Consider the following 19,266-nt stretch of genomic DNA (forward strand, 5'->3'; position numbering starts at 1 on the left):
ACACTCAAAAAGGCTGCAGGCAGATTGCCCGCTGAAAAATAGCCGGGAATTGTACCTGATGCTCAGGCCAGACGTCATCTTTGCTGACCAGAACAAAAATGCCCCACTCACGAGAGCGGGGCATTTTTTGTGCATAAGCGCAGCTTCAACCGGCCCGACGCAGTAGCCAGAACCCGGCCACGGCGCAGATGGCCGTCGGCACCAGCACCGCAAACAGCGGCGAGAAACCGAACACCAGGCTCGACGGCCCGAGCAGATCCTGGGCGATGCGGAAGGTAAAGCCCACCAGCACGCCGGTAAATACCCGCTGGCCCAGGGTTACGGAGCGCAACGGCCCGAAGATGAAGGAGATCGCCATCAACACCAACGCGGCGGTTACCACCGGCTGCAGGACTTTCACCCAGAACGCCAGCCAGTAGCGGCCGTTGTTCAGGCCCTGGTCCTTGAGGTAATGGATGTAGCTCCACAACCCCGAGATCGGCAGCGCTTCGGGGACCATCACCACGGTGTTGAGCAGTTCCGGCTTCAGGGCGATATCCCACTGCTCGGTCGGTGCATTGACCACTTCAGTGCTGGCCTTGGTGCCCTGGCCCACATTGCGGAAGTAGGTGGTGGTGACGTCGCTCAGTTGCCATTGCTCGGCATTGTATTGCGCGCGCTTGGCGAAGCTGGAGGACAGCATGTGCCGCTCTTTATCGAAGGTATAGCGCGTGACACCGATCAACAGGCCGCCTGGCTGCACGGCGTTGATGTGGATGAACTCATCACCCTGGCGGTGCCACAGGCCGTGCTTGGCGCTTTGCGCATCGCCCGAGCCTTGGGCCAGGGCGCGATTGGCCTGGGCAGTGGCTTCGGCCGGGGGCGCGACGTATTCACCGATCAGCACGCTGCACGCCATCAGCAGCAGCATCGGCTTCATCACCGCCCAGACGATACGACCAATGGAAACGCCGGCGGCGCGCATGATGGTCAGCTCGCTGTTGCTGGCCAGGGTGCCCAGGCCGATCAGGCAACCGATCAGCGCCGCCATCGGCATCATGTCGTAGAGGCGGCGCGGCGCAGTCAGTGCCACGTAGCTCAGTACATCCGTGACCGTGTAGGTGTCGGTGACGTTGCCCACTTCATCAATGAAGGCGAACAGCAAGGCCAGGCCAAGAATGATGCCCAGTACCGCCAGGATGGCGATCAGTACACTGCTGCCTATGTAGCGATCAAGCTTAGCCACGGGCCAACTCCTTCAGGCCACGACGGCTCTTCATTTTCAAACGGATAGGTTCCCAATAGAGCAGCCCCAGGCCGATCAACAGGAAAACCCCGTGCACCCACCACAGGCCAAGGGCTGGCGGCAACTTGCCTTTCTCGAGGGAGCCACGGGCGGAAATCAGGATGGTCAGGTAGGCCATGTACAGCAGGATCGCCGGCAGCAGCTTGAGGAAACGCCCCTGGCGCGGGTTGACGCGCGACAGCGGCACGGCCATCAAGGTTACGATAAACACCAGCAGCGGCAAGGACAAACGCCATTGCAGCTCGGCAATGGAGCGCAGTTCCTGGCTGCCGAACAGCGATGCAGTCGGCAGTGCGTCGCGGTCGGTGACCTCGCCGCTGATCTCAGGCTTGGGCAGCATGACGCCATAAGTGTCGTACTTGATCGCCCGGTAGTCCGCCAGACCAGGGCTGCCGTCGTAGCGGTAGCCATTTTCCAGGATCAGGTAGCGGTTGCCGTCGGGGCGTATTTCCTGGCGCCCGCTATCGGCCACCAGAATAGTAATGCCACGGTCTTTCTGGTTCTGGCCGAGGTTTTTCTGGGAAATGAACACGCCGCCGAGGTTGGAGCGGTCATCGGTCATGGTTTCGGTATAGGTGACCCGCGAACCGTCACTGAGCGCCTGGAAGCGCCCGGGCTCGAGGGTATCGAACTCGGTCATCGCATCCTGCTTGTTCAACAGCAGCTGGAACTGCATGGCGCCCTGGGGCGCCAGGCTCATGCTCAACCAGGCCACCACCAGGGCAACGCCGGCGGCCGGCACCATGGTCATGGCCAGCAAACGTTGCTGGCTCATGCCGGTGGCCGACAGCACGGTCATTTCACTCTCAAGGTACAAGCGGCCATAGGCCAGCAATATGCCGAGAAACAGGCCAAGGGGCAGGATCAGCTGCAGCATCCCGGGCATCCGGTAGCCCATGATCAAGAACAACGACCCCGGATCCAGGGCGCCTGCGGCGGCTTGAGCCAGGAACTTGACGAAACGACCACTCATGATGATGACCAGCAACACCGCACTCACGGCACTCAGGGTCAACAGGACTTCGCGGGACAGATAACGGAAGACGATCAAACCAGACACTCCAGGGTTGTCAGGCTAAGGCGGCCAAACAAGCAAGCATACCGAGACGACCCGTTTATCACGGATCGGCTAAAAAGATGGCGCATTATCCTGTGATTGACCGCGCCTGTCACGGAGCTTACTCATGCGCACGCACAAAGCGTGCGCCAAGGGTTGTCAGGCTCCGCCGGCGAGGTTCAAACTGCGGCCTTCGTCCGCTGGCGGTTTACCAAGCTGCCGAGCTTCAAGCCTGAGTAAAAACTCCAGGCTCACAGACCTTGATAAGGGACCCGAACATGGAATTGGTTGTAAAAAGCGTTAGCCCCGAAACGTTGAAAACCGCCACCCTCGTGGTCGCTGTCGGCGAAGGCCGCACACTCGGCGTCGCCGCCAAGCAACTGGACGAACTGAGCGGCGGCGCGATCAGCGCGATCCTCAAGCGCGGCGACCTGGCCGGCAAAGTCGGCCAGAGCCTGCTGCTGCAGAGCCTGCCCAACCTCAAGGCCGAGCGCGTATTGCTGGTGGGCGTGGGTAAGGACGCCGAACTGGGCGACCGTCCACTGCGCAAGATCATCAGCGGCATCCTCACCACCCTCAAGGGCCTGGGCGGCAGCGATGCGGCACTGGCCCTCGACGAAATCGTGATCAAGGGCCGTGACAGCTACGGCAAGACCCGCCTGCTGGCCGAGTCGCTGCTGGACGGCGGCTATATTTTCGACCAGTTCAAGAGCCAGAAGGCCGAACCCCGCGCCCTGAAGAAAATCACCCTGCTGACCATCAAGGCTGCCCAGGCTGAAGTTCAGCGCGCCGTGACCCACGCCCAGGCCATCGCCAACGGCATGTCGTTCACCCGCGACCTGGGCAACCTGCCGCCGAACATCTGCCACCCGACATTCCTGGGCGAACAGGCCAAAGCATTGGGCAAAGAGTTCAAGGGCTTGAAGGTTGAAGTGCTGGATGAAAAGAAGATCAAGGACCTGGGCATGGGCTCGTTCTATGCCGTAGGCCAGGGCAGCGACCAGCCGCCACGCCTGATCGTGATGCAATACAACGGCGGCAAGAAATCCGAGAAGCCCTACGCCCTGGTGGGTAAAGGCATCACCTTCGACACCGGCGGCATCAGCCTCAAGCCGGGCGCGGGCATGGATGAGATGAAATACGACATGGGCGGCGCGGCCAGCGTGTTCGGTACCCTGCGTGCCGTGCTGGAACTCAAGCTGCCGATCAACCTGGTGTGCATCCTGGCCTGTGCCGAGAACATGCCGAGCGGCGGCGCGGCCCGCCCGGGCGATATCGTCACGACCATGAGCGGCCAGACCGTGGAAATCCTCAACACCGACGCCGAAGGCCGCCTGGTGCTGTGCGACGCCCTGACCTACGCCGAGCGCTTCAAGCCCCAGGCCGTGATCGACATCGCCACCCTGACCGGCGCGTGCATCGTTGCCTTGGGCTCGCACACCTCGGGCCTGCTGGGCAACAACGACGAACTGATCGAGCAACTGCTCAGCGCCGGCAAGGCTGCCGACGACCGCGCCTGGCAACTGCCGCTGTTCGATGAGTACCAGGAACAACTGGACAGCCCGTTCGCCGACATCGCCAACATCGGTGGCCCGAAAGCCGGCACCATCACGGCGGCCTGCTTCCTGTCGCGCTTTGCCAAGAACTTCAACTGGGCCCACCTGGACATCGCCGGCACCGCCTGGACCAGCGGCGGCAAGGACAAGGGCGCAACCGGCCGTCCGGTGCCACTGTTGACCCAATACCTGCTGGATCGCGCCAAGGCCTGAAACTGAAGATGCCGGGGCGACCATCCCGCCGCCCCGGTCTCAGGAACCGCAATGACCCAAGTCGACTTCTATATATTGCCCAGCGCCGATCCCCTCGCGCGCCTGGACTTTGCCTGCAAGCTCACCGAAAAAGCCTGGCGCATGGGCCACCGCATCTACCTGCATTGCAGCGATGCCGCCCAACGCGATGAGCTGGATGCCCGCCTGTGGCGCTTCAAGGGCGAAAGCTTCGTGCCCCACGGCCCCGCCGAATCCGAACCTGAAAGCCTGGTAGTCCTGGGTGTGGGCGACAGTTGCGGCGATCACCATGACCTGCTGGTCAACCTGGACCTGAAAGTACCGGCCTTTGCCAAGGCTTTCGCCCGCGTGGCGGAAGTGGTGGTGGAAGACCCGGCTATTCGTCAGGCCGCGCGGGAGAGTTTCCGTTTCTATCGCGAACAGGGCTATTCTCTGCAGGATCACCGGCTACAACGACTTTAGAGCACACGATGGACACTCCCAACCCGCTGAAAAAAGACGACCACCTGCTGGACGACCTGGAGTCGATCCGTCAGTTGCTGGGTGATGACAACCTGCAACCGCCGCTGCTGACCGAAACGGCCGATGGCGAGGTACAGATCCCGCTGCTGTTCGACATGGTCAGCGGCAAGCCTGCCGCGCCGGAACCTGTGGTTGCAGAACCCGCTCCCGCCGCAGAAAAAGCCCCCGATGCCCTGCTCCTGCACCTGGACAATGAACTGCGCGCCGCCGCGCAATTGATCATGCAGGATGTGATTGACGACTTTGCGCCGCATATTGAAGCCGAGATCAAGCGTCGGATGGATGCGCGGATGGAGCGGTTGCTCAGCCAGTACCAGTCCTAAACGACACTGATATTTCCTGTGGGAGGGGGCTTGCTCCCGATAGCGTTGTATCAGCCGATGATTCGGTGGCTGACACTCAGCAATCGGGAGCAAGCCCCCTCCCACATTAGTTTTGCATCAGCCTTAAGCCCGTCTTCAACTCGCCCTCCTCGTCCTCCCCCGTTATACTTGCCGGCTTTCCTGAATAAATGCCAACTAGGGTCCCGCCGCGCATGGATAAGACCTACCAGCCCCACGCTATCGAAACTTCCTGGTACAACACCTGGGAGTCCGAGAACTATTTCGCCCCACAAGGTGCGGGCGACTCGTACACCATCATGATCCCGCCACCGAACGTCACTGGCAGCCTGCACATGGGCCATGGCTTCAACAATGCGATCATGGATGCGTTGATCCGTTTCCGCCGTATGCAGGGTCGCGACACCCTGTGGCAGCCGGGCACCGACCACGCTGGTATCGCCACGCAGATGCTGGTGGAACGCCAACTGGAAGCCACCGGCCAGAACCGTCACGACCTGGGCCGCGAGAAATTCCTGGAGAAAGTCTGGGAATGGAAAGATCAGTCCGGCGGCAATATCAGCCGTCAGATCCGTCGCCTGGGCTCCTCCGTGGATTGGAGCCGCGAGCGCTTCACCATGGACGACGGCCTGTCGGAAGCCGTGAAGGAAGCCTTCGTGCGCCTGCACGAAGACGGCCTGATCTACCGCGGCAAGCGCCTGGTCAACTGGGACACCAAGTTGCACACGGCCATTTCCGACCTCGAAGTGGAAAACCACGACGAGAAAGGCTTCCTGTGGAACCTCAAGTACCCGCTGGCCGACGGCGCCAAGACCGCTGAAGGCAACGACTACCTGATCGTCGCCACCACTCGTCCGGAAACTATGCTCGGCGATGCCGCCGTCGCCGTTAACCCGAACGACGAGCGCTACCAGGCGCTGATCGGCAAGTTCGTCGAACTGCCACTGGTTGGCCGCCGCATCCCGATCATTGCGGACGACTATTGCGATCCTGAATTCGGCACCGGCTGCGTGAAAATCACCCCGGCCCACGATTTCAACGACTATGAAGTCGGCAAACGTCACAACCTGCCGCTGCTGAACATCTTCGACAAGAATGCCGCCGTATTGCCGGCCTGCCAGGTATTCAACCTGGACGGCTCGTTGAACGACAGCATCGACGGCAAGATTCCGGCCGAATATGCCGGCCTGGACCGTTTTGAAGCGCGCAAGCAGATCGTTGCCGCCTTCGACGCCGCCGGCTTGCTGGTCAGCGTCGACGACCACGGCCTGAAAGTGCCGAAGGGCGATCGCTCCGGCACCGTGATCGAACCGTGGCTGACCGACCAATGGTACGTGTCCACCAAGCCGCTGGCCGAGCCTGCCATCGCCGCCGTGGAAGATGGCCGCATCCAGTTCGTGCCTAAACAGTACGAAAACATGTACTTCTCGTGGATGCGCGACATCCAGGATTGGTGCATCAGCCGTCAGCTGTGGTGGGGCCATCGTATTCCGGCCTGGTATGACGAGTCGGGCAAGGTCTATGTAGGCCGCGACGAAGCCGAAGTGCGTGCCAAGCACAACCTCGGCGCCGACATCGCGCTGCAGCAGGACAACGACGTACTGGACACCTGGTTCAGCTCGGGCCTGTGGACGTTTTCCACCCTGGGTTGGCCGCAGCAGACCGAATTCCTGAAGAAATTCCACTCCACCGACGTGCTGGTCACCGGCTTCGATATCATTTTCTTCTGGGTTGCCCGGATGATCATGCTCACCATGCATTTGGTGAAAAACGAAGACGGCACCCCGCAGGTACCGTTCAAGACCGTGTACGTACACGGCCTGGTACGCGACGGCCAGGGCCAGAAGATGTCCAAGTCCAAGGGCAACGTCCTGGACCCGCTGGACATCATCGACGGCATCGACCTGGAAACCCTGGTGCAGAAACGCACCTCGGGCCTGATGCAGCCAAAACTGGCGAAAAAGATCGAGAAGCAGACTCGCGACGAATTCGCCGACGGCATCGCCAGCTACGGCACCGACGCCCTGCGCTTCACCTTCTGCTCGCTGGCCTCTACCGGTCGCGACATCAAGTTCGACATGGGCCGCGTCGAAGGCTATCGCAACTTCTGCAACAAGATCTGGAACGCCGCGCGCTACGTGCTGGATAAAGGCGAAGACTGCGGCCAGAACGGCGAAGCCTATGAGTTGAGCCTGGCTGATCGCTGGATCATCTCGCAGTTGCAGCGCACCGAAGCCGAAGTGACCCGCCAACTCGACCAGTTCCGTTTCGACCTGGCTGCACAGGCGCTGTACGAGTTCATCTGGAACCAATATTGCGACTGGTACCTGGAACTGTCCAAGCCGGTATTGTGGGACGAAAACGCCCCGGTCGAACGCCAGCGCGGCACTCGCCGCACCCTGGTGCGCGTACTGGAAGTGGCATTGCGCCTGGCGCATCCGTTCATGCCGTTCATCACCGAAGAAATCTGGCAGCGCCTGGCGCCGCTGGCCGGTATCGAAGGCAAGACCATCATGCTGCAACCTTGGCCAGTGGCCAATGAAGCGCGCATCGATGAGGCCGCCGAAAGCGATATCGAATGGCTCAAGACCCTGATGCTCGGCACGCGCAACATCCGCGCCGAGATGAACATCGGGCCGGGCAAGCCATTGGCCGTGTTCGTCAAGAACGCCAGTGCCGAAGATCAGCGCCGTCTCGGCGAGAACGACGCGTTGCTCAAGAAGCTGGCCAAGCTGGAGTCGATCACCGTATTGGCTGCCGATGCCGAAGCGCCGCTGTCCGCCACTGCATTGGTGGGTGATATGGAAGTGCTGGTACCGATGGCCGGCCTGATCGACAAGGGCGCCGAACTGGCCCGTCTCGACAAGGAAATCGCACGCCTGCAAGGCGAAGTGCAACGCGTGGGCGGTAAGCTGTCCAACGCGGCATTCGTCGACAAGGCGCCGGCGGAGGTGATCGAGAAAGAACGCGCCAAGTTGGCCGAAGCTGAACAGGCTTTGGGCAAACTGGCCGAGCAACATGCGCGGATTTCCAGCCTGTAAGGCTTGAGTCGCGTAAAGAAAGAGACCTTCGGGTCTCTTTTTTTGCCTCTGTGGGAGGGGGCTTGCTCCCGATAGCGGTGTATCAGTCTCAATATTTTTGACTGTCACACCGCTATCGGGAGCAAGCCCCCTCCCACATTTGACCGGGTTGAGCTCAGGATGTGTGACAATGGCCGCCACTTTGAGCCAACACCAGAATCATCATGACCGCCCCCACTACGCCTAAACCTTCGCGCAAGAAGCCTAAATCCGCTACCCCGGCCAAGCCCGTGGTACCGCGCAAAGAGGCCACTCTGCACCCGCGCAACCGCCACACGGGCCGTTACGACTTCCCGGCGCTGATCAAGACCACGCCGGAACTGGCTAAATTCGTGATCATCAACCCCTATGGCAAGGAAAGCATCGACTTCGCCAGCCCGGACGCGGTGCGGGTGTTCAACCGGGCGTTGCTCAAGTCGTTCTATGGCATCCAGCATTGGGACATCCCGGCCGATTACCTGTGCCCGCCGGTACCGGGACGTGCCGACTATGTGCACCTCCTCGCCGACCTGCTGGCCAGCGTCAACGACGGCAAGATCCCGCGTGGCTCGATCGTCAAGGTGCTGGATATCGGCATGGGCGCCAACTGCGTCTACCCGCTGATTGGCTACATGGAGTACCGCTGGAACTTCCTGGGCTCGGAGGTCGACCCTATCGCCGTGAGCGCCGCCAAGGCCATCGTGCAGTCCAACGACCTGAGCAAGGTTATCCAACTGCGCCAGCAGGCCAACCCCAAGCAGATCCTGCTGGGTTTGCTGGAACCCGGTGAGCGCTTTGACCTGACCATGTGCAACCCGCCGTTCCATGCATCCATGGATGAAGCCACCAAGGGCAGCGAGCGCAAGTGGCGCGCCCTGGGCAAGGCCGATCCGAAACGCAAGTTGCCGGTTCTCAACTTCGGCGGCCAATCGGCCGAGCTGTGGTGTGAAGGCGGCGAAGCACGCTTTGTGACGCAGTTGATCGCCGAGAGCGCGCATTTTGCCCACAAGGTGTTGTGGTTCAGCACCCTGGTGTCAAAAGCGTCCAACTTGCCTGCGATCGAAACCGCGCTGAAAAAAGCCGGCGTGCTGGAAAGCCAGGTGGTAGAGATGTCTCAGGGGCAGAAGCAAAGCCGGTTTGTGGCCTGGACGTTCCAGACCAAGAATGAGCAGCAGATCTGGCGCCAGCGCTGGGTGCGCGACTAACCTTTCATCACAATAAAACCGCAGGCAACAAAAAACCGTGCCCGGATCACTCCGGAGCACGGTTTTTTTTACTGCGTCTTACTTGTTAACAGCGTCGGTCAGGCCTTTAGCCACAACCAGCTTGATAACTTTCTTGGCAGCGATTTCGATGGCAGCGCCAGTCGAAGGGTTACGGCCAGTACGGGCAGGACGCTCGGTTACTTTCAGCTTGCCAATGCCTGGCAGAGTGATTTCGCCGCCATTTTCCAGCTGATCAGCAACGATCTGGCCCAGTTGGTCCAGAGCAGCGCGCGCGGTGGTTTTTGGCGCGTCGATAGCTTCAGCGATATCAGCGATCAGTTGGTCTTTAGTCAAAGCCATTGTGGTGTTCCTTCCCTATCAAATTCATATGGATTGCAGAGTGCAGTGTCAGCCGTCGAGCCTGACCGTCATGGCCTGGCATCCCCGGCTATAACCACGGAGATCGGGGTTATAGATGCTTGAAACGGGGATTGGTTCGACCTGACAAATGCTGAATGCACGCTTAACGCCGAGACTTGGCGTAAGACGGGGCAAAACTAGCACAGAGACGGGGAAATATCCGCCTCAACATACCCATTTGGTCAGCTTTATCGCTCTAAACCGTGAAAAAAAGGCATATGGGCAGTCGGAGGGCATCCAAAATGCCCTTCGGGGCACGTCACGGCCAATGGGTGCGGTACACTGGGCGACTTTTCGGGGAGGCCGCCCCCTCCCCCTTCAACCAGCCGAGAAGCCTATGCCGATCCGTCATTGCATCGTCCACCTGATCGACAAAAAACCCGACGGCACCCCCGCAGTGCTCCATGCCCGCGACTCCGAACTGTCCGAGTCGGCCGCCATCGAGAACATGCTTGCCGACCTCAACGAGAGCTACAACGCCAAACAAGGCAAGGCCTGGGGTTTCTTCCATGCCGAGTCCGGCGCGCATCCGTTCAGCGGCTGGTTGAAGGAATACTTTGACGGTGGCCAGGACTTCACCACCTTCAGCCGCACTGCGGTGGAACACCTGCAGAAGCTGATGGAGGAGTCCAACCTCTCCACCGGCGGCCATGTGCTGTTTGCCCATTACCAACAAGGCATGACCGACTACCTGGCCATCGCTCTGCTGCACCACAGCGAAGGCGTGGCGGTCACCGACGAGCTGGACGTGACGCCCTCGCGCCACCTGGACCTGGGCCAGTTGCACCTGGCGGCGCGCATCAACGTCTCCGAGTGGCAGAACAACAAGCAGTCCAAGCAATACATCTCCTTTATCAAGGGCAAGAACGGCAAGAAAGTCTCGGAGTACTTCCGCGACTTTATCGGTTGCCAGGAAGGCGTCGACGGCCCGGGCGAAACCCGCACCCTGCTCAAGGCGTTCAGTGACTTCGTTGAAAGCGAAGACCTGCCTGACGAATCCGCCCGCGAAAAGACCAAGACTCTGGTGGACTACGCCAGCAGCCAGGCCAAGCTCGGCGAACCCATGGGCCTGGAAGAACTCTCCGGCCTGATCGATGAAGATCGGCCAAAAGCGTTCTACGACCATATCCGCAACAAGGATTACGGCCTGTCGCCGGAGATTCCGGCCGACAAACGCACCCTCAACCAGTTCCGCCGCTTCACCGGGCGCGCCGAGGGCTTGTCCATCAGCTTTGAAGCGCACCTGCTGGGCGACAAGATCGAATACGACGAAGCCGCCGGCACCTTGATCATCAAGGGCCTGCCGACCCAACTGACCGATCAGCTCAAGCGCCGTAATTGATGCTGGGCGGGGTTTTAAAGAAAGTCCTGCTGGTGTTGCTGGTGGTAGTCGCGATCCAGAACTGGGGCAAGATCGAGCGGGTGTTCAACCCGTCCCAGGTGGTGCCGGAGCAGGTACGCGCCTCGGCGCGTGTGGTGCTCTATGCCACCGAGTGGTGTGGGTACTGCAAGCAGATCCGGCGTTTTCTGGACCAGAAGGGTATCCCGTACCAGGCCGTCGATATCGAGAAGGATGCCCAGGCGCGCAAGGCGTATGAAGCACTGGGCGGGGGTGGGATTCCGTTTGTGGATGTGAACGGGACTTTGATTCGCGACTACAACCCGGATGCGATCATGGCGGCGCTGAAGTAACCTGATTCCTGAAACACCGTGGATCAAATGTGGGAGGGGGCTTGCTCCCGATAGCAGTGTGCCAATCAATGAAAATGATGACTGATTCACCGCTATCGGGAGCAAGCCCCCTCCCACATTTGGTTTTGTGGTGGTCTTAGAAGTTGGCCTCTAGAGACACCATCGCTGTACGCTCCTCGCCCACGTTGTAATACGCCGTACTCGCCCCCAACCCGTTGACCGGCGCCGAGTTGAACGCCACGGTACGCGCCGAACTCAAGTATTCCTTGTCGAAGACATTGAGCATCGACAGGCGCAGGGTTGCCGACTTGATGACCCTCTTGTCCACCGGCAAGTAAATACCGGCATTGAGGTCAAACACCGTACGGCCTTCGATCTTCTCCTTGTTGGTCAAATCACCATAGAAGCTGCCGACATACTTGCCCGCGACGTTGCCGTAGAACCGCGAGTCGTCGTACCCGAGCACCAGGTTGAACATGTTTTCCGGCACGTTGGCCAGTTGCTTGCCCGAGGTTGGCAGCAGCACATTCTTACTGAGCAGGTCGTCCTTCTGCTCGGACTGGGTGTAGGTGTACGAGGCGTAGTAGTTGAAGTTGTGCGGCAACAAGCCACTCCACTCCAGCTCCAGGCCCTTGTTATCGACGCTGCCGACGTTAAGCACCATGTAGTCACCGCTGGCGTCGGTAGTCGACACCTGGCGATCCTTGAAACTGATATAGAACAAGGTCGCACTCAGCGCCATGTCGTCATCGGTGTAGCGCCAGCCCAGTTCCTGGTTCCAGCTCAATTCGGACTTGAGGCTGACGGAGTCGCCCTTGTTGTACAGCACGTAGTTGGGAGGCGTGCGCATATTGCGGGTGACGTTGTAGAACGCCTGGTTGCTTTCGTCGACCTGGTACTTGGCGCTGAAGTTGGGCAGGAACTGATGGTAACGGGTGTTACGTTTTTCCGCTTTGTCGTAGAGGCTGCCGAGATTGTTGCCGTCGCGCTCGACGTATTGGTAGGCCAGGCCCGCGACAAAACTCAGGTCCGGCGTGGCTTGCCAGTTGTCCTGTACCCAGAGTTTCTGCGCCGGGGTGACGGTGTAATAGTGGCGGCCTTGTACAGTGGCGCCATTCTTGTCGACCACCTGCCCGCCGCTGTTGTAATCGCCCCACACATCATCGGGTGCGCCCTCGCCGTTGATCCCGATAAATGGCTGGGTCTGGCGCTGGCGTGCGCGTTCATACCAGTAGCCGTAGTCCAGACTGTGCGCTTCGTTGATGTCCCACTTCATTTTGGCCGTGACGCCCGGGCGCCAGGTCTCGGTCCATGAAGGGCGATAATAGTTGGCCGATTGCAGGTTACTCAGGTCGTAGTTGCCGGCCTTGTCAGACTTTGGCCCCAGGTTGGAGGCGGTCTGGCCGCTGAAGCTGCCGCCGTTGGACCAGTAGTAGTACGGCGTGACTGTCAGCGACAGGTTGTCTTGCAATTGCCAGCGCTGGGTCAGCGTGGCGTTTACGCTTTCGAAGGGGTTGCGGTTGAGCTTGTAGGACGCAGACAACAGACCTGCCTTGTACACCGGGCTTTCGGCGTAGTCCTTGCGCCGCCCCTGCGTGTCAAACTGTGATTTGCTCAGGCTGTTGTAGTTGTAGTTTTCCTGTTTGTTGTACTTGACCGTGGCCAGTGTGGAATTACCGTTGTCATCTTCGAACAAGCTGCTCCACTCGATCTTGTCGCTGCGCAGAGTGCCCTTGCCGCGCCACTTGTCGCCTTCCAGGTGCGACGCCGAGACCCAGGTTTTCAGGCCGCCAAAATCGCCGGTATTAGCCCGCACAAACGTCTTGCGCAGGGCGTTGGCACCTACGATCTGCTTGGCGAATACCCCGGCATCCTTGGTCGGCCGGACAGTGATCATGCCGATGTTGCCGCCGCTGGAGCCAATGTGCGGGCCGTCTGCCTCGGAAGAGCCTTGGGTGGCGAACACTTCGGCGAGGTTTTCCGGGTCACCCAGCTGGTTGGAATACACGCTGTAGTTGCCCGAGTCGTTGATCGGCACGCCGTCGACCGAAACCCCGACCTGGTCCGAACTCATGCCGCGCATGGTGAAGGTGGTGCCGCTGGTGCCGCTGGCGTCATCACTGGAAACGTTGATGCCCGGGGTGTACTTGAGCTTGTCGATGGCGTTGGCGGTGCCCGACATTTCATCCATGGCTTCTTTGGTGACCGTGGAACGCGCCTTGGCACTTTCTTCGCGGATCATATGGCCGTTGCCCAGGGTCTGCTTGCCGGTAACGTTCACCGACCCCACATCCTGTGTGTCATCGGCCAGAACCAGCGGCGCAAAGCCGCCCAGGCCCGATGCCATAAGCAGGGCATAAAGAGTGTTGTAGTTCACGTGTAGATCCCTTACTGACATTGTTGTGTTGTATGGGGCAGAGGTGCTCTTCCTGACCACTTGTTCAGGAACCCAGGGATGATCCACGGCACGTGTAACCGTTTGGTGACAGGTTTTGGCGATTGCGATGAAGGTTTGGTGAAGCGCGCCTAGCGCAACACGATCATGCGCCCCAGCAGCGAGTGTTGTTCAAAGCCGAGCACCGCTTGCAGCGCATTCAACACCGCCTGCGGATCCTTGCTTGGAAAGCTGCCGCTGACGCGCCTGGCGCCCATCTCATCGTTAAGCAACACGATGCGGCCCGGGTAATAACGGCTCAGGTCCTTGACCACATCCGCCAGCGGCGCCTTGTAGTAATTGAGCCAGCCGTCACGCCAGGCCAGGCGGGACTGGCTGTCGACAGCGTGCAGGGTGTCGGCTACGCCGTCGGCATAGGCCACTTGCTGACCTGCAGCCAGTACCTGTTGCAGGCCCTGTTTGGATGGCGTCACGCCAACCCGTCCGGATAACACGGTGACCTCTGCCCCGGCAGGTTGCAGGCGCACTTCAAACTGGGTACCCAGCACCCGCGCCTCACCACCGCCCGCCTCCACCACGAAGGGCTGACCCGTGTGGGTCACACTGAAAAATCCCGCACCGCGACGCAGTTGGATATGCCGCTCGCCATGGCTGAAATCCACGGCAATCGCGCTGTCGGCGTCGAGGGTGACCTGGGATTGATCTGCCAGGGTAAAGGTCTTCACCTCCCCCGCCGCCGTCACGTAATCGGCACCTAACTCATCAACCCAGCGCGACGGCTGCCAACCTGCGCCCATCGCCACCATCAACAGCAGGCTTGCGGCCATCGCCAGGGCGCCGGACCAACGCACCCCACGTGAACGCTTGGAGGTGTTGATCTTATTGAGGTAGCCCTGCAAGGCCAGCGCATCCTCATCAGCCAGCTGGCGTGCCGGCACTTCGCTCAACTCCCACAGCACCTGGGCCTGGGCGTAGGCCTCGACATGCGCGGGATCAGCGCGCAGCCAGCGGCTGAAAGTAGCCTGGTCGCCGCTGCTGGGCTGGTCATGCAACAGGCTCAGCCAGGCCAGCGCGGCCTGGTCCTGGGCGGGTGTGGGCGTAACGTTCACGGTGCTTTCCCTGGCGTGCGTGGAGGCGGCGGTTCGCGAAGGCTGGCCTTGCAGGCTTCGAGGGCGCGCATCATATGTTTTTCCACGGCGCTTTGGGACAGCCCCATGGCCTTGGCGATCTCCGCGTATTTGCGACCGTGGATGCGGTTGAGCAGGAAAATCTGCCGGGTGCGCTCGGGCAAGCTGCGCAAGGCGGCTTCGACATGGCGCAGATCATTGCCGGCCTCCAGCGCCGCCTGGGGCTCGCACCTCTGGTTGTCTTGTTGCTCCGGCAACCAGCCTTCATTGCTGCGCACTCGGGCGCCTTCAGTGCGCAAATGGTCAATGGCGATATTGCCCGCGCAGCGCAGCAAGTAGGTACTGAGCTCTTCGACCTGCACCAGGGGGCGGCGCCAGAAACGCAGGAACAAATCCTGCACCAGGTCGGCCGCGGTGGCGCGGCAACCGACGCGGCGGCTGACCAGTGCCTCCATCTGCGAGCGCTGGGACAAAAATACCTGCAGGAAATGCGCTCGCCCACCGGCCGCATCTGTGTGCGGGCTGTCCTGGGGTTCCGGCGGTGGACTGATCATCATGGCAGGCTCAGGACAGGGCGAATGCCGTAACAGGGCTGGCCAGCAGGCTCAGGCCCGCCAGGATCAAGGCCAGCCTTGGGCGATAAGGCAGCAGCAACACCAGCAGCAAGGCGCTGAGCATCAACACCGCGCACCACTGCACCAGGCCCTGGCTCCAACCGGCGGCAAGCACCGCGGGCCAGATCGCGACAATCAGCAGCAACCAACCGCCCACGCGCAGCCCCAAACGCCGAGTGGGCGTGGGTTTGCTGTGCAGCAGCTCGCCGTGGTGACGGTCTGTGGACAGGCACAGCGCAGTAAACCCGGCGTAGCACATCAGCAGCGCGAGCAGCATCAGCTGGCCTCCTGCTTGAGCGTCAGGCCACGTGCACGTTCGGCCTTGGGTTGCGGCGCGGTGCGATGGTGCATCTTCCAGGCCGCCCAGGCGAGAAACGCACCACTGGCCAGGCAGGTCAGATCGAAGCCGGCCATCGCCCAGTCGCCATTGACCAGAGAAACGCCCAAATGCTGCGAGGTGGTGCTGGCGTTAAGCAGTGGGACCGCCGCAAACAGCAACGCGCCGAAGCTCAGTTGCTCGACCCAACCCTGGCGACCGCGACGCAACATGGCGTGCAGCAGGCTCAGGCCCCAGGCGGTAAAGAAGGCTTGTACTTCCCAGTCGGAACGCTCGGCGAAACTCACCGGCAACAGTCGGTTGGCCCAGAAAAACGCAGCGATGGCGATCATCAGCCCGGACATGCTGGCAATGTTCAACACTTCCACCAACCGCAGTTCAAACGGCATCACCGAAGCTTTGGCATGCTTGAGCTGGCGCTTGCCGAGCCAGATCACCAGCCCCGTGCCAATCATCGCGGTGCCCGCCAGGCCGCAGATAAAGTACAACCAACGCAGCACGGGACCGGCAAAATGGCCCATGTGCAAACCATAGAAACTGCCACCAATCACCGCAGGCAAAGACGGCTCGCCACTGGCCCGCAACAGCTCGCCAGTGGTGCCGTTGAACGACAGGGTATTGCCAAAGGCGTGCACCACGCTGTCGGAGCCGGCGCGAAACACATTCACCGAGGCGTTGACATCGCCAGGGTTATTGACCGCCAGCCGCCCCACATGGCCGCCCGCCCACTGCTCGCGCGCCTGCTGGTACATCGGCAGTAACGGCAGCAACTGACCGGGCTGGCCGAGGGCCGGCGCATTGTTGGTAGCGGGGAACAACTCATCGAAGAACGCCCGGCTGTCGTCGCCATAGGACGCCATGATAGGCGCGGGCATGACCATGTTCATGAAAATCACCAGGCTGCTGTAGGTGATCATCAGGTGAAACGGCAGCACCAGCACGCCCACCGCGTTGTGCCCGTCGAGCCAGGAGCGCTGACCTTTGCGCGGGCGGAAAGTGAAGAAGTCCTTGAAGATTTTCTTGTGGGTGATGATGCCGGTGATCAGCGCGACCAACATCACCATGGCGGCGATGGTCGACAGCCAGCGGCCCCACGGGTAAGGCATTTGCAGCTGGAAGTGGAACCGATAGAAGAACTCGCCGCCCTTGCTGTCGCGGGCCTGGACGGGTTGGCCGCTGACCGGGTCGAGGGTTTTCTGGATGAAGGTGCCGCGCTTGCCGGGCTCGACCTTGTCTTGCCACATCACGGACAGGCCGGGATCACGATGGGTAGGCAAGGTAATGAACCAGCGTGCGGCCGTGGGCGCCTGTTGTTGCAGGTAATTCTGGGCTACGGCAAGGCTACGCCCGTCGTCCAGGGGATGGGCCTGCACTTCGGGCTGCATCCAGTGGGTAATTTCGTCTTTGAAATAGGCCAGGGTGCCGGTCAGGAAAATCGCAAACAGCAGCCAGCCGAAGATCAATCCGGCCCAGGTATGCAGCCAGGCCATGGCCTGGCGAAAGCCCTCTTTCATGTGCGCGCCACCCAGAAACCAACGCCGGCCAACGTGGCGAACAGCGCACTTGGCACCATCACCCCGGCCCAGGCGCGCCAGGCCGTGCGGCAAGCAAAACACCAGAGCACCGCCAGCAGGTAGAACACAAACGAACTCATCATGCCGGTGACCACCGCATCGGCGCGGGAAGTGGGCAACCAGAGCGCCAGGCAGATGGCGGCCAGGGAGGCCATCAAGTAACCACCGATCACAGCCGCCAGCACGCGCGAGGTGACGGCGAGGCGATAGGAAATGGGCAATGCGGTTTTGCTTTTCATGCGGCAGGCGCCAAGTTCATCAACGCGCAATATTAATGATAAATATTCTCATAAGCAAAAGAGAACGGATGAATCACCTGCCCTGGCCGATTGCCGAAGCTCGTTACCCGCCCTACAATGCGAACAATTCTTGTTCTCTAAGGCATATCAATGCTTGTGGAGTGATCGCGTTGCAGCCGTCCAACACCGTCGAAGTTTTGTATAACGACCATCACCACTGGCTCACCGGCTGGTTGCGACGCAAGCTCGGCTGCCCGGAAAACGCGGCCGACCTGGCCCAGGACACCTTTATTCGCGTGCTCAGCGCACGGGATACCCCGACACTGATCGAGCCCCGCGCCTTCCTCACCACCGTGGCCAAGCGCGTGCTGTGCAACTTCTATCGCCGCCAGGACCTGGAGCGCGCCTACCTCGATGCCTTGGCGCAAATGCCCGAGCAGGTGGCGCCATCGGAAGAAGACCGCGCAATCTTTCTGCAAACCCTGCTGGAGCTGGACCAACTGCTCGACGGCCTGCCCAGGCTGGTTAAACGTGCGTTCCTGCTGGCCCAGCTCGACGGCCTGACCTACGCGCAAATCAGCGCAGAACTGGGCATTTCCATCGCCACGGTCAAACGCCACCTGACCAAAGCCGCCATGCGCTGCTACTTCGCCCTATGAACGTGTCCAGCCAAGTCGCCGAACAAGCCGTGCACTGGCTGCTGGAAATGCAGCAAGGCGCGCTCAACCCACGCCAGCAAGCGGCCTGGCAACAATGGCTGAACGCCCACAGCGAGCACCAGCGTGCGTGGGAGCAGATTCAGCAGGTCAATCAGCGCTTGCGCGGGATGCCCTCGCCCCTGGCGCACGCTGCGTTGAATGCACCGCGCTCCAGCAGCCGACGCCAGGCGCTGAAGTTGCTGTTAATCCTGGGCGCTGGCTCGGCAGCGGCCTGGAGCCTGCGTCAGCAACATATTCTGCCGCCGCTGAGCGCCGACTATCGCAGCCCGGTTGGCCAGCGCCGTACGGTGCAATTGGCCGACGGCAGCCAGTTGCAGCTCAACACCGGCAGCGCGGTGGATGTGCATTTCGACGGTCGGCAGCGCCTGGTACGCCTGCTCGAAGGAGAAATCCTGCTCACCTCCCGTGCCGGTGATACGCCGTTGCGCGTGCTGACCGGCCAGGGCCTGCTCAGCAGCCAGGCGGCGCGCTTGAATGTGCGCCAGTTCAACGACCACACCCAATTGGCGGTGCTGGCCGGCCAGGTCGAAGTGATGCCCAACAACTACAGCGGCTTGCCGCTGAGCGTCGATGCCGCACGCCAGGTCAATTTCACCCGCAAGGGCTGGGACACCCCACGCGCCACCGACGCCAACTGCGGCGCCTGGGCCGACGGTATGTTGGTGGCTGCACACATGCGCCTTGAAGACTTCTTGAATGAACTGGGGCGCTATCGTCGCGGCCAGCTCAATTGTGACCCGCAAGTGGCAAACCTTTTGCTGTCCGGCAGCTACCCACTGGATAACAGCGAACGCATCCTGGACCTGCTGGAAATCAGCCTGCCGGTGAAAGTTCGGCGCTTTACCCGCTATTGGGTGACCGTGCAGGCCCGAGCCTGAATTTATTTTGCATGT

18 protein-coding genes are annotated in these 19,266 nt (G+C 60.9%); 9 read left to right on the plus strand and 9 right to left on the minus strand.

Annotation, left to right across the window (positions count from 1 at the left end; all coding sequences use genetic code 11):
* Nucleotides 1-145: 145 nt before the first annotated feature.
* A complete protein-coding gene (gene lptG, locus JH25_RS18280) occupies nucleotides 146-1,225 on the minus strand; it encodes an LPS export ABC transporter permease LptG (RefSeq protein WP_032877620.1) in 1,080 nt (359 codons plus the stop codon).
* The gene (gene lptF, locus JH25_RS18275) at nucleotides 1,218-2,336 is read right to left on the minus strand and encodes an LPS export ABC transporter permease LptF (RefSeq protein ID WP_032877621.1); all 1,119 of its coding nucleotides are present in this window, start codon (nucleotides 2,334-2,336) and stop codon (nucleotides 1,218-1,220) included. The genes lptG and lptF overlap by 8 nt, the downstream gene beginning before the upstream one ends.
* 284 nt (nucleotides 2,337-2,620) lie before the next feature.
* Here lptF and JH25_RS18270 point away from each other — a divergent pair, with 284 nt between their 5' ends.
* The 5 genes from JH25_RS18270 to rlmF all read left to right on the plus strand — a co-directional run bounded on the left by JH25_RS18270 (nucleotide 2,621) and on the right by rlmF (nucleotide 9,256).
* Nucleotides 2,621-4,111 (plus strand): leucyl aminopeptidase, encoded by a 1,491-nt coding sequence (locus JH25_RS18270; RefSeq protein ID WP_032877622.1) that lies wholly within the window; start codon nucleotides 2,621-2,623, stop codon nucleotides 4,109-4,111.
* A 51-nt stretch (nucleotides 4,112-4,162) separates the two neighbouring features.
* Nucleotides 4,163-4,591 (plus strand): DNA polymerase III subunit chi, encoded by a 429-nt coding sequence (locus tag JH25_RS18265; RefSeq protein ID WP_005785137.1) that lies wholly within the window; start codon nucleotides 4,163-4,165, stop codon nucleotides 4,589-4,591.
* Between the two features lie 8 nt (nucleotides 4,592-4,599).
* On the plus strand, nucleotides 4,600-4,974 hold the full coding sequence (locus tag JH25_RS18260; RefSeq protein WP_005785135.1) for a hypothetical protein: 375 nt from the start codon (nucleotides 4,600-4,602) through the stop codon (nucleotides 4,972-4,974).
* Between the two features lie 212 nt (nucleotides 4,975-5,186).
* Nucleotides 5,187-8,033 (plus strand): valine--tRNA ligase, encoded by a 2,847-nt coding sequence (locus tag JH25_RS18255; protein ID WP_032877623.1) that lies wholly within the window; start codon nucleotides 5,187-5,189, stop codon nucleotides 8,031-8,033.
* 203 nt (nucleotides 8,034-8,236) lie between these two features.
* Entirely contained in the window at nucleotides 8,237-9,256 is a 1,020-nt protein-coding gene (gene rlmF, locus JH25_RS18250; protein ID WP_032877624.1) for a 23S rRNA (adenine(1618)-N(6))-methyltransferase RlmF, read from the plus strand.
* Nucleotides 9,257-9,334: 78 nt separating this feature from the next.
* On the opposite strand, the gene JH25_RS18245 is transcribed toward rlmF, so the two are convergent.
* Nucleotides 9,335-9,616, minus strand: coding sequence for an HU family DNA-binding protein (locus tag JH25_RS18245; protein WP_005785131.1), 282 nt, complete (start codon nucleotides 9,614-9,616; stop codon nucleotides 9,335-9,337).
* 397 nt (nucleotides 9,617-10,013) lie between these two features.
* On the opposite strand from JH25_RS18245, the gene yejK reads away from it, so the two are divergent.
* Together yejK and JH25_RS18235 are read left to right on the plus strand one after the other, a co-directional pair.
* Complete coding sequence (gene yejK, locus JH25_RS18240; protein ID WP_003171997.1) at nucleotides 10,014-11,018, plus strand: nucleoid-associated protein YejK; 1,005 nt, start codon at nucleotides 10,014-10,016, stop codon at nucleotides 11,016-11,018.
* Nucleotides 11,018-11,368 (plus strand): glutaredoxin family protein, encoded by a 351-nt coding sequence (locus tag JH25_RS18235; protein WP_032877625.1) that lies wholly within the window; start codon nucleotides 11,018-11,020, stop codon nucleotides 11,366-11,368. Before yejK ends, JH25_RS18235 begins: the two co-directional genes overlap by 1 nt.
* 136 nt (nucleotides 11,369-11,504) lie before the next feature.
* Here the strand turns inward: JH25_RS18235 and JH25_RS18230 are convergent, their stop codons facing one another.
* The 6 genes from JH25_RS18230 to JH25_RS18205 all read right to left on the minus strand — a co-directional run bounded on the left by JH25_RS18230 (nucleotide 11,505) and on the right by JH25_RS18205 (nucleotide 17,654).
* Nucleotides 11,505-13,745: a TonB-dependent receptor gene (locus tag JH25_RS18230; protein ID WP_164699510.1), complete on the minus strand. Its 2,241-nt coding sequence runs from the start codon at nucleotides 13,743-13,745 to the stop codon at nucleotides 11,505-11,507.
* A 149-nt stretch (nucleotides 13,746-13,894) separates the two neighbouring features.
* Complete coding sequence (locus tag JH25_RS18225) at nucleotides 13,895-14,872, minus strand: FecR family protein (protein ID WP_032877627.1); 978 nt, start codon at nucleotides 14,870-14,872, stop codon at nucleotides 13,895-13,897.
* Nucleotides 14,869-15,447 carry an RNA polymerase sigma factor gene (locus JH25_RS18220; protein ID WP_032877628.1) on the minus strand — a complete coding sequence of 193 codons (579 nt, stop codon included), beginning with the start codon at nucleotides 15,445-15,447 and terminating at the stop codon, nucleotides 14,869-14,871. The genes JH25_RS18225 and JH25_RS18220 overlap by 4 nt, the downstream gene beginning before the upstream one ends.
* A gap of 7 nt (nucleotides 15,448-15,454) precedes the next feature.
* On the minus strand, nucleotides 15,455-15,781 hold the full coding sequence (locus JH25_RS18215) for a DUF3325 domain-containing protein (protein ID WP_032877629.1): 327 nt from the start codon (nucleotides 15,779-15,781) through the stop codon (nucleotides 15,455-15,457).
* On the minus strand, nucleotides 15,781-17,355 hold the full coding sequence (locus tag JH25_RS18210) for a PepSY-associated TM helix domain-containing protein (RefSeq protein WP_032877630.1): 1,575 nt from the start codon (nucleotides 17,353-17,355) through the stop codon (nucleotides 15,781-15,783). The genes JH25_RS18215 and JH25_RS18210 overlap by 1 nt, the downstream gene beginning before the upstream one ends.
* Nucleotides 17,352-17,654, minus strand: coding sequence for a DUF3649 domain-containing protein (locus tag JH25_RS18205; protein ID WP_032877631.1), 303 nt, complete (start codon nucleotides 17,652-17,654; stop codon nucleotides 17,352-17,354). The genes JH25_RS18210 and JH25_RS18205 overlap by 4 nt, the downstream gene beginning before the upstream one ends.
* 170 nt (nucleotides 17,655-17,824) lie before the next feature.
* On the opposite strand from JH25_RS18205, the gene JH25_RS18200 reads away from it, so the two are divergent.
* Both JH25_RS18200 and JH25_RS18195 read left to right on the plus strand, forming a co-directional pair.
* Nucleotides 17,825-18,313, plus strand: coding sequence for a sigma-70 family RNA polymerase sigma factor (locus JH25_RS18200; RefSeq protein ID WP_032881092.1), 489 nt, complete (start codon nucleotides 17,825-17,827; stop codon nucleotides 18,311-18,313).
* Nucleotides 18,310-19,251: a FecR domain-containing protein gene (locus tag JH25_RS18195; protein ID WP_032877632.1), complete on the plus strand. Its 942-nt coding sequence runs from the start codon at nucleotides 18,310-18,312 to the stop codon at nucleotides 19,249-19,251. The genes JH25_RS18200 and JH25_RS18195 overlap by 4 nt, the downstream gene beginning before the upstream one ends.
* Nucleotides 19,252-19,266 lie beyond the last annotated feature (15 nt).

The sequence above is a fragment of the Pseudomonas sp. BRG-100 genome, from assembly GCF_000737955.1.
In the GTDB taxonomy this organism is placed as follows: domain Bacteria; phylum Pseudomonadota; class Gammaproteobacteria; order Pseudomonadales; family Pseudomonadaceae; genus Aquipseudomonas; species Aquipseudomonas synxantha_A.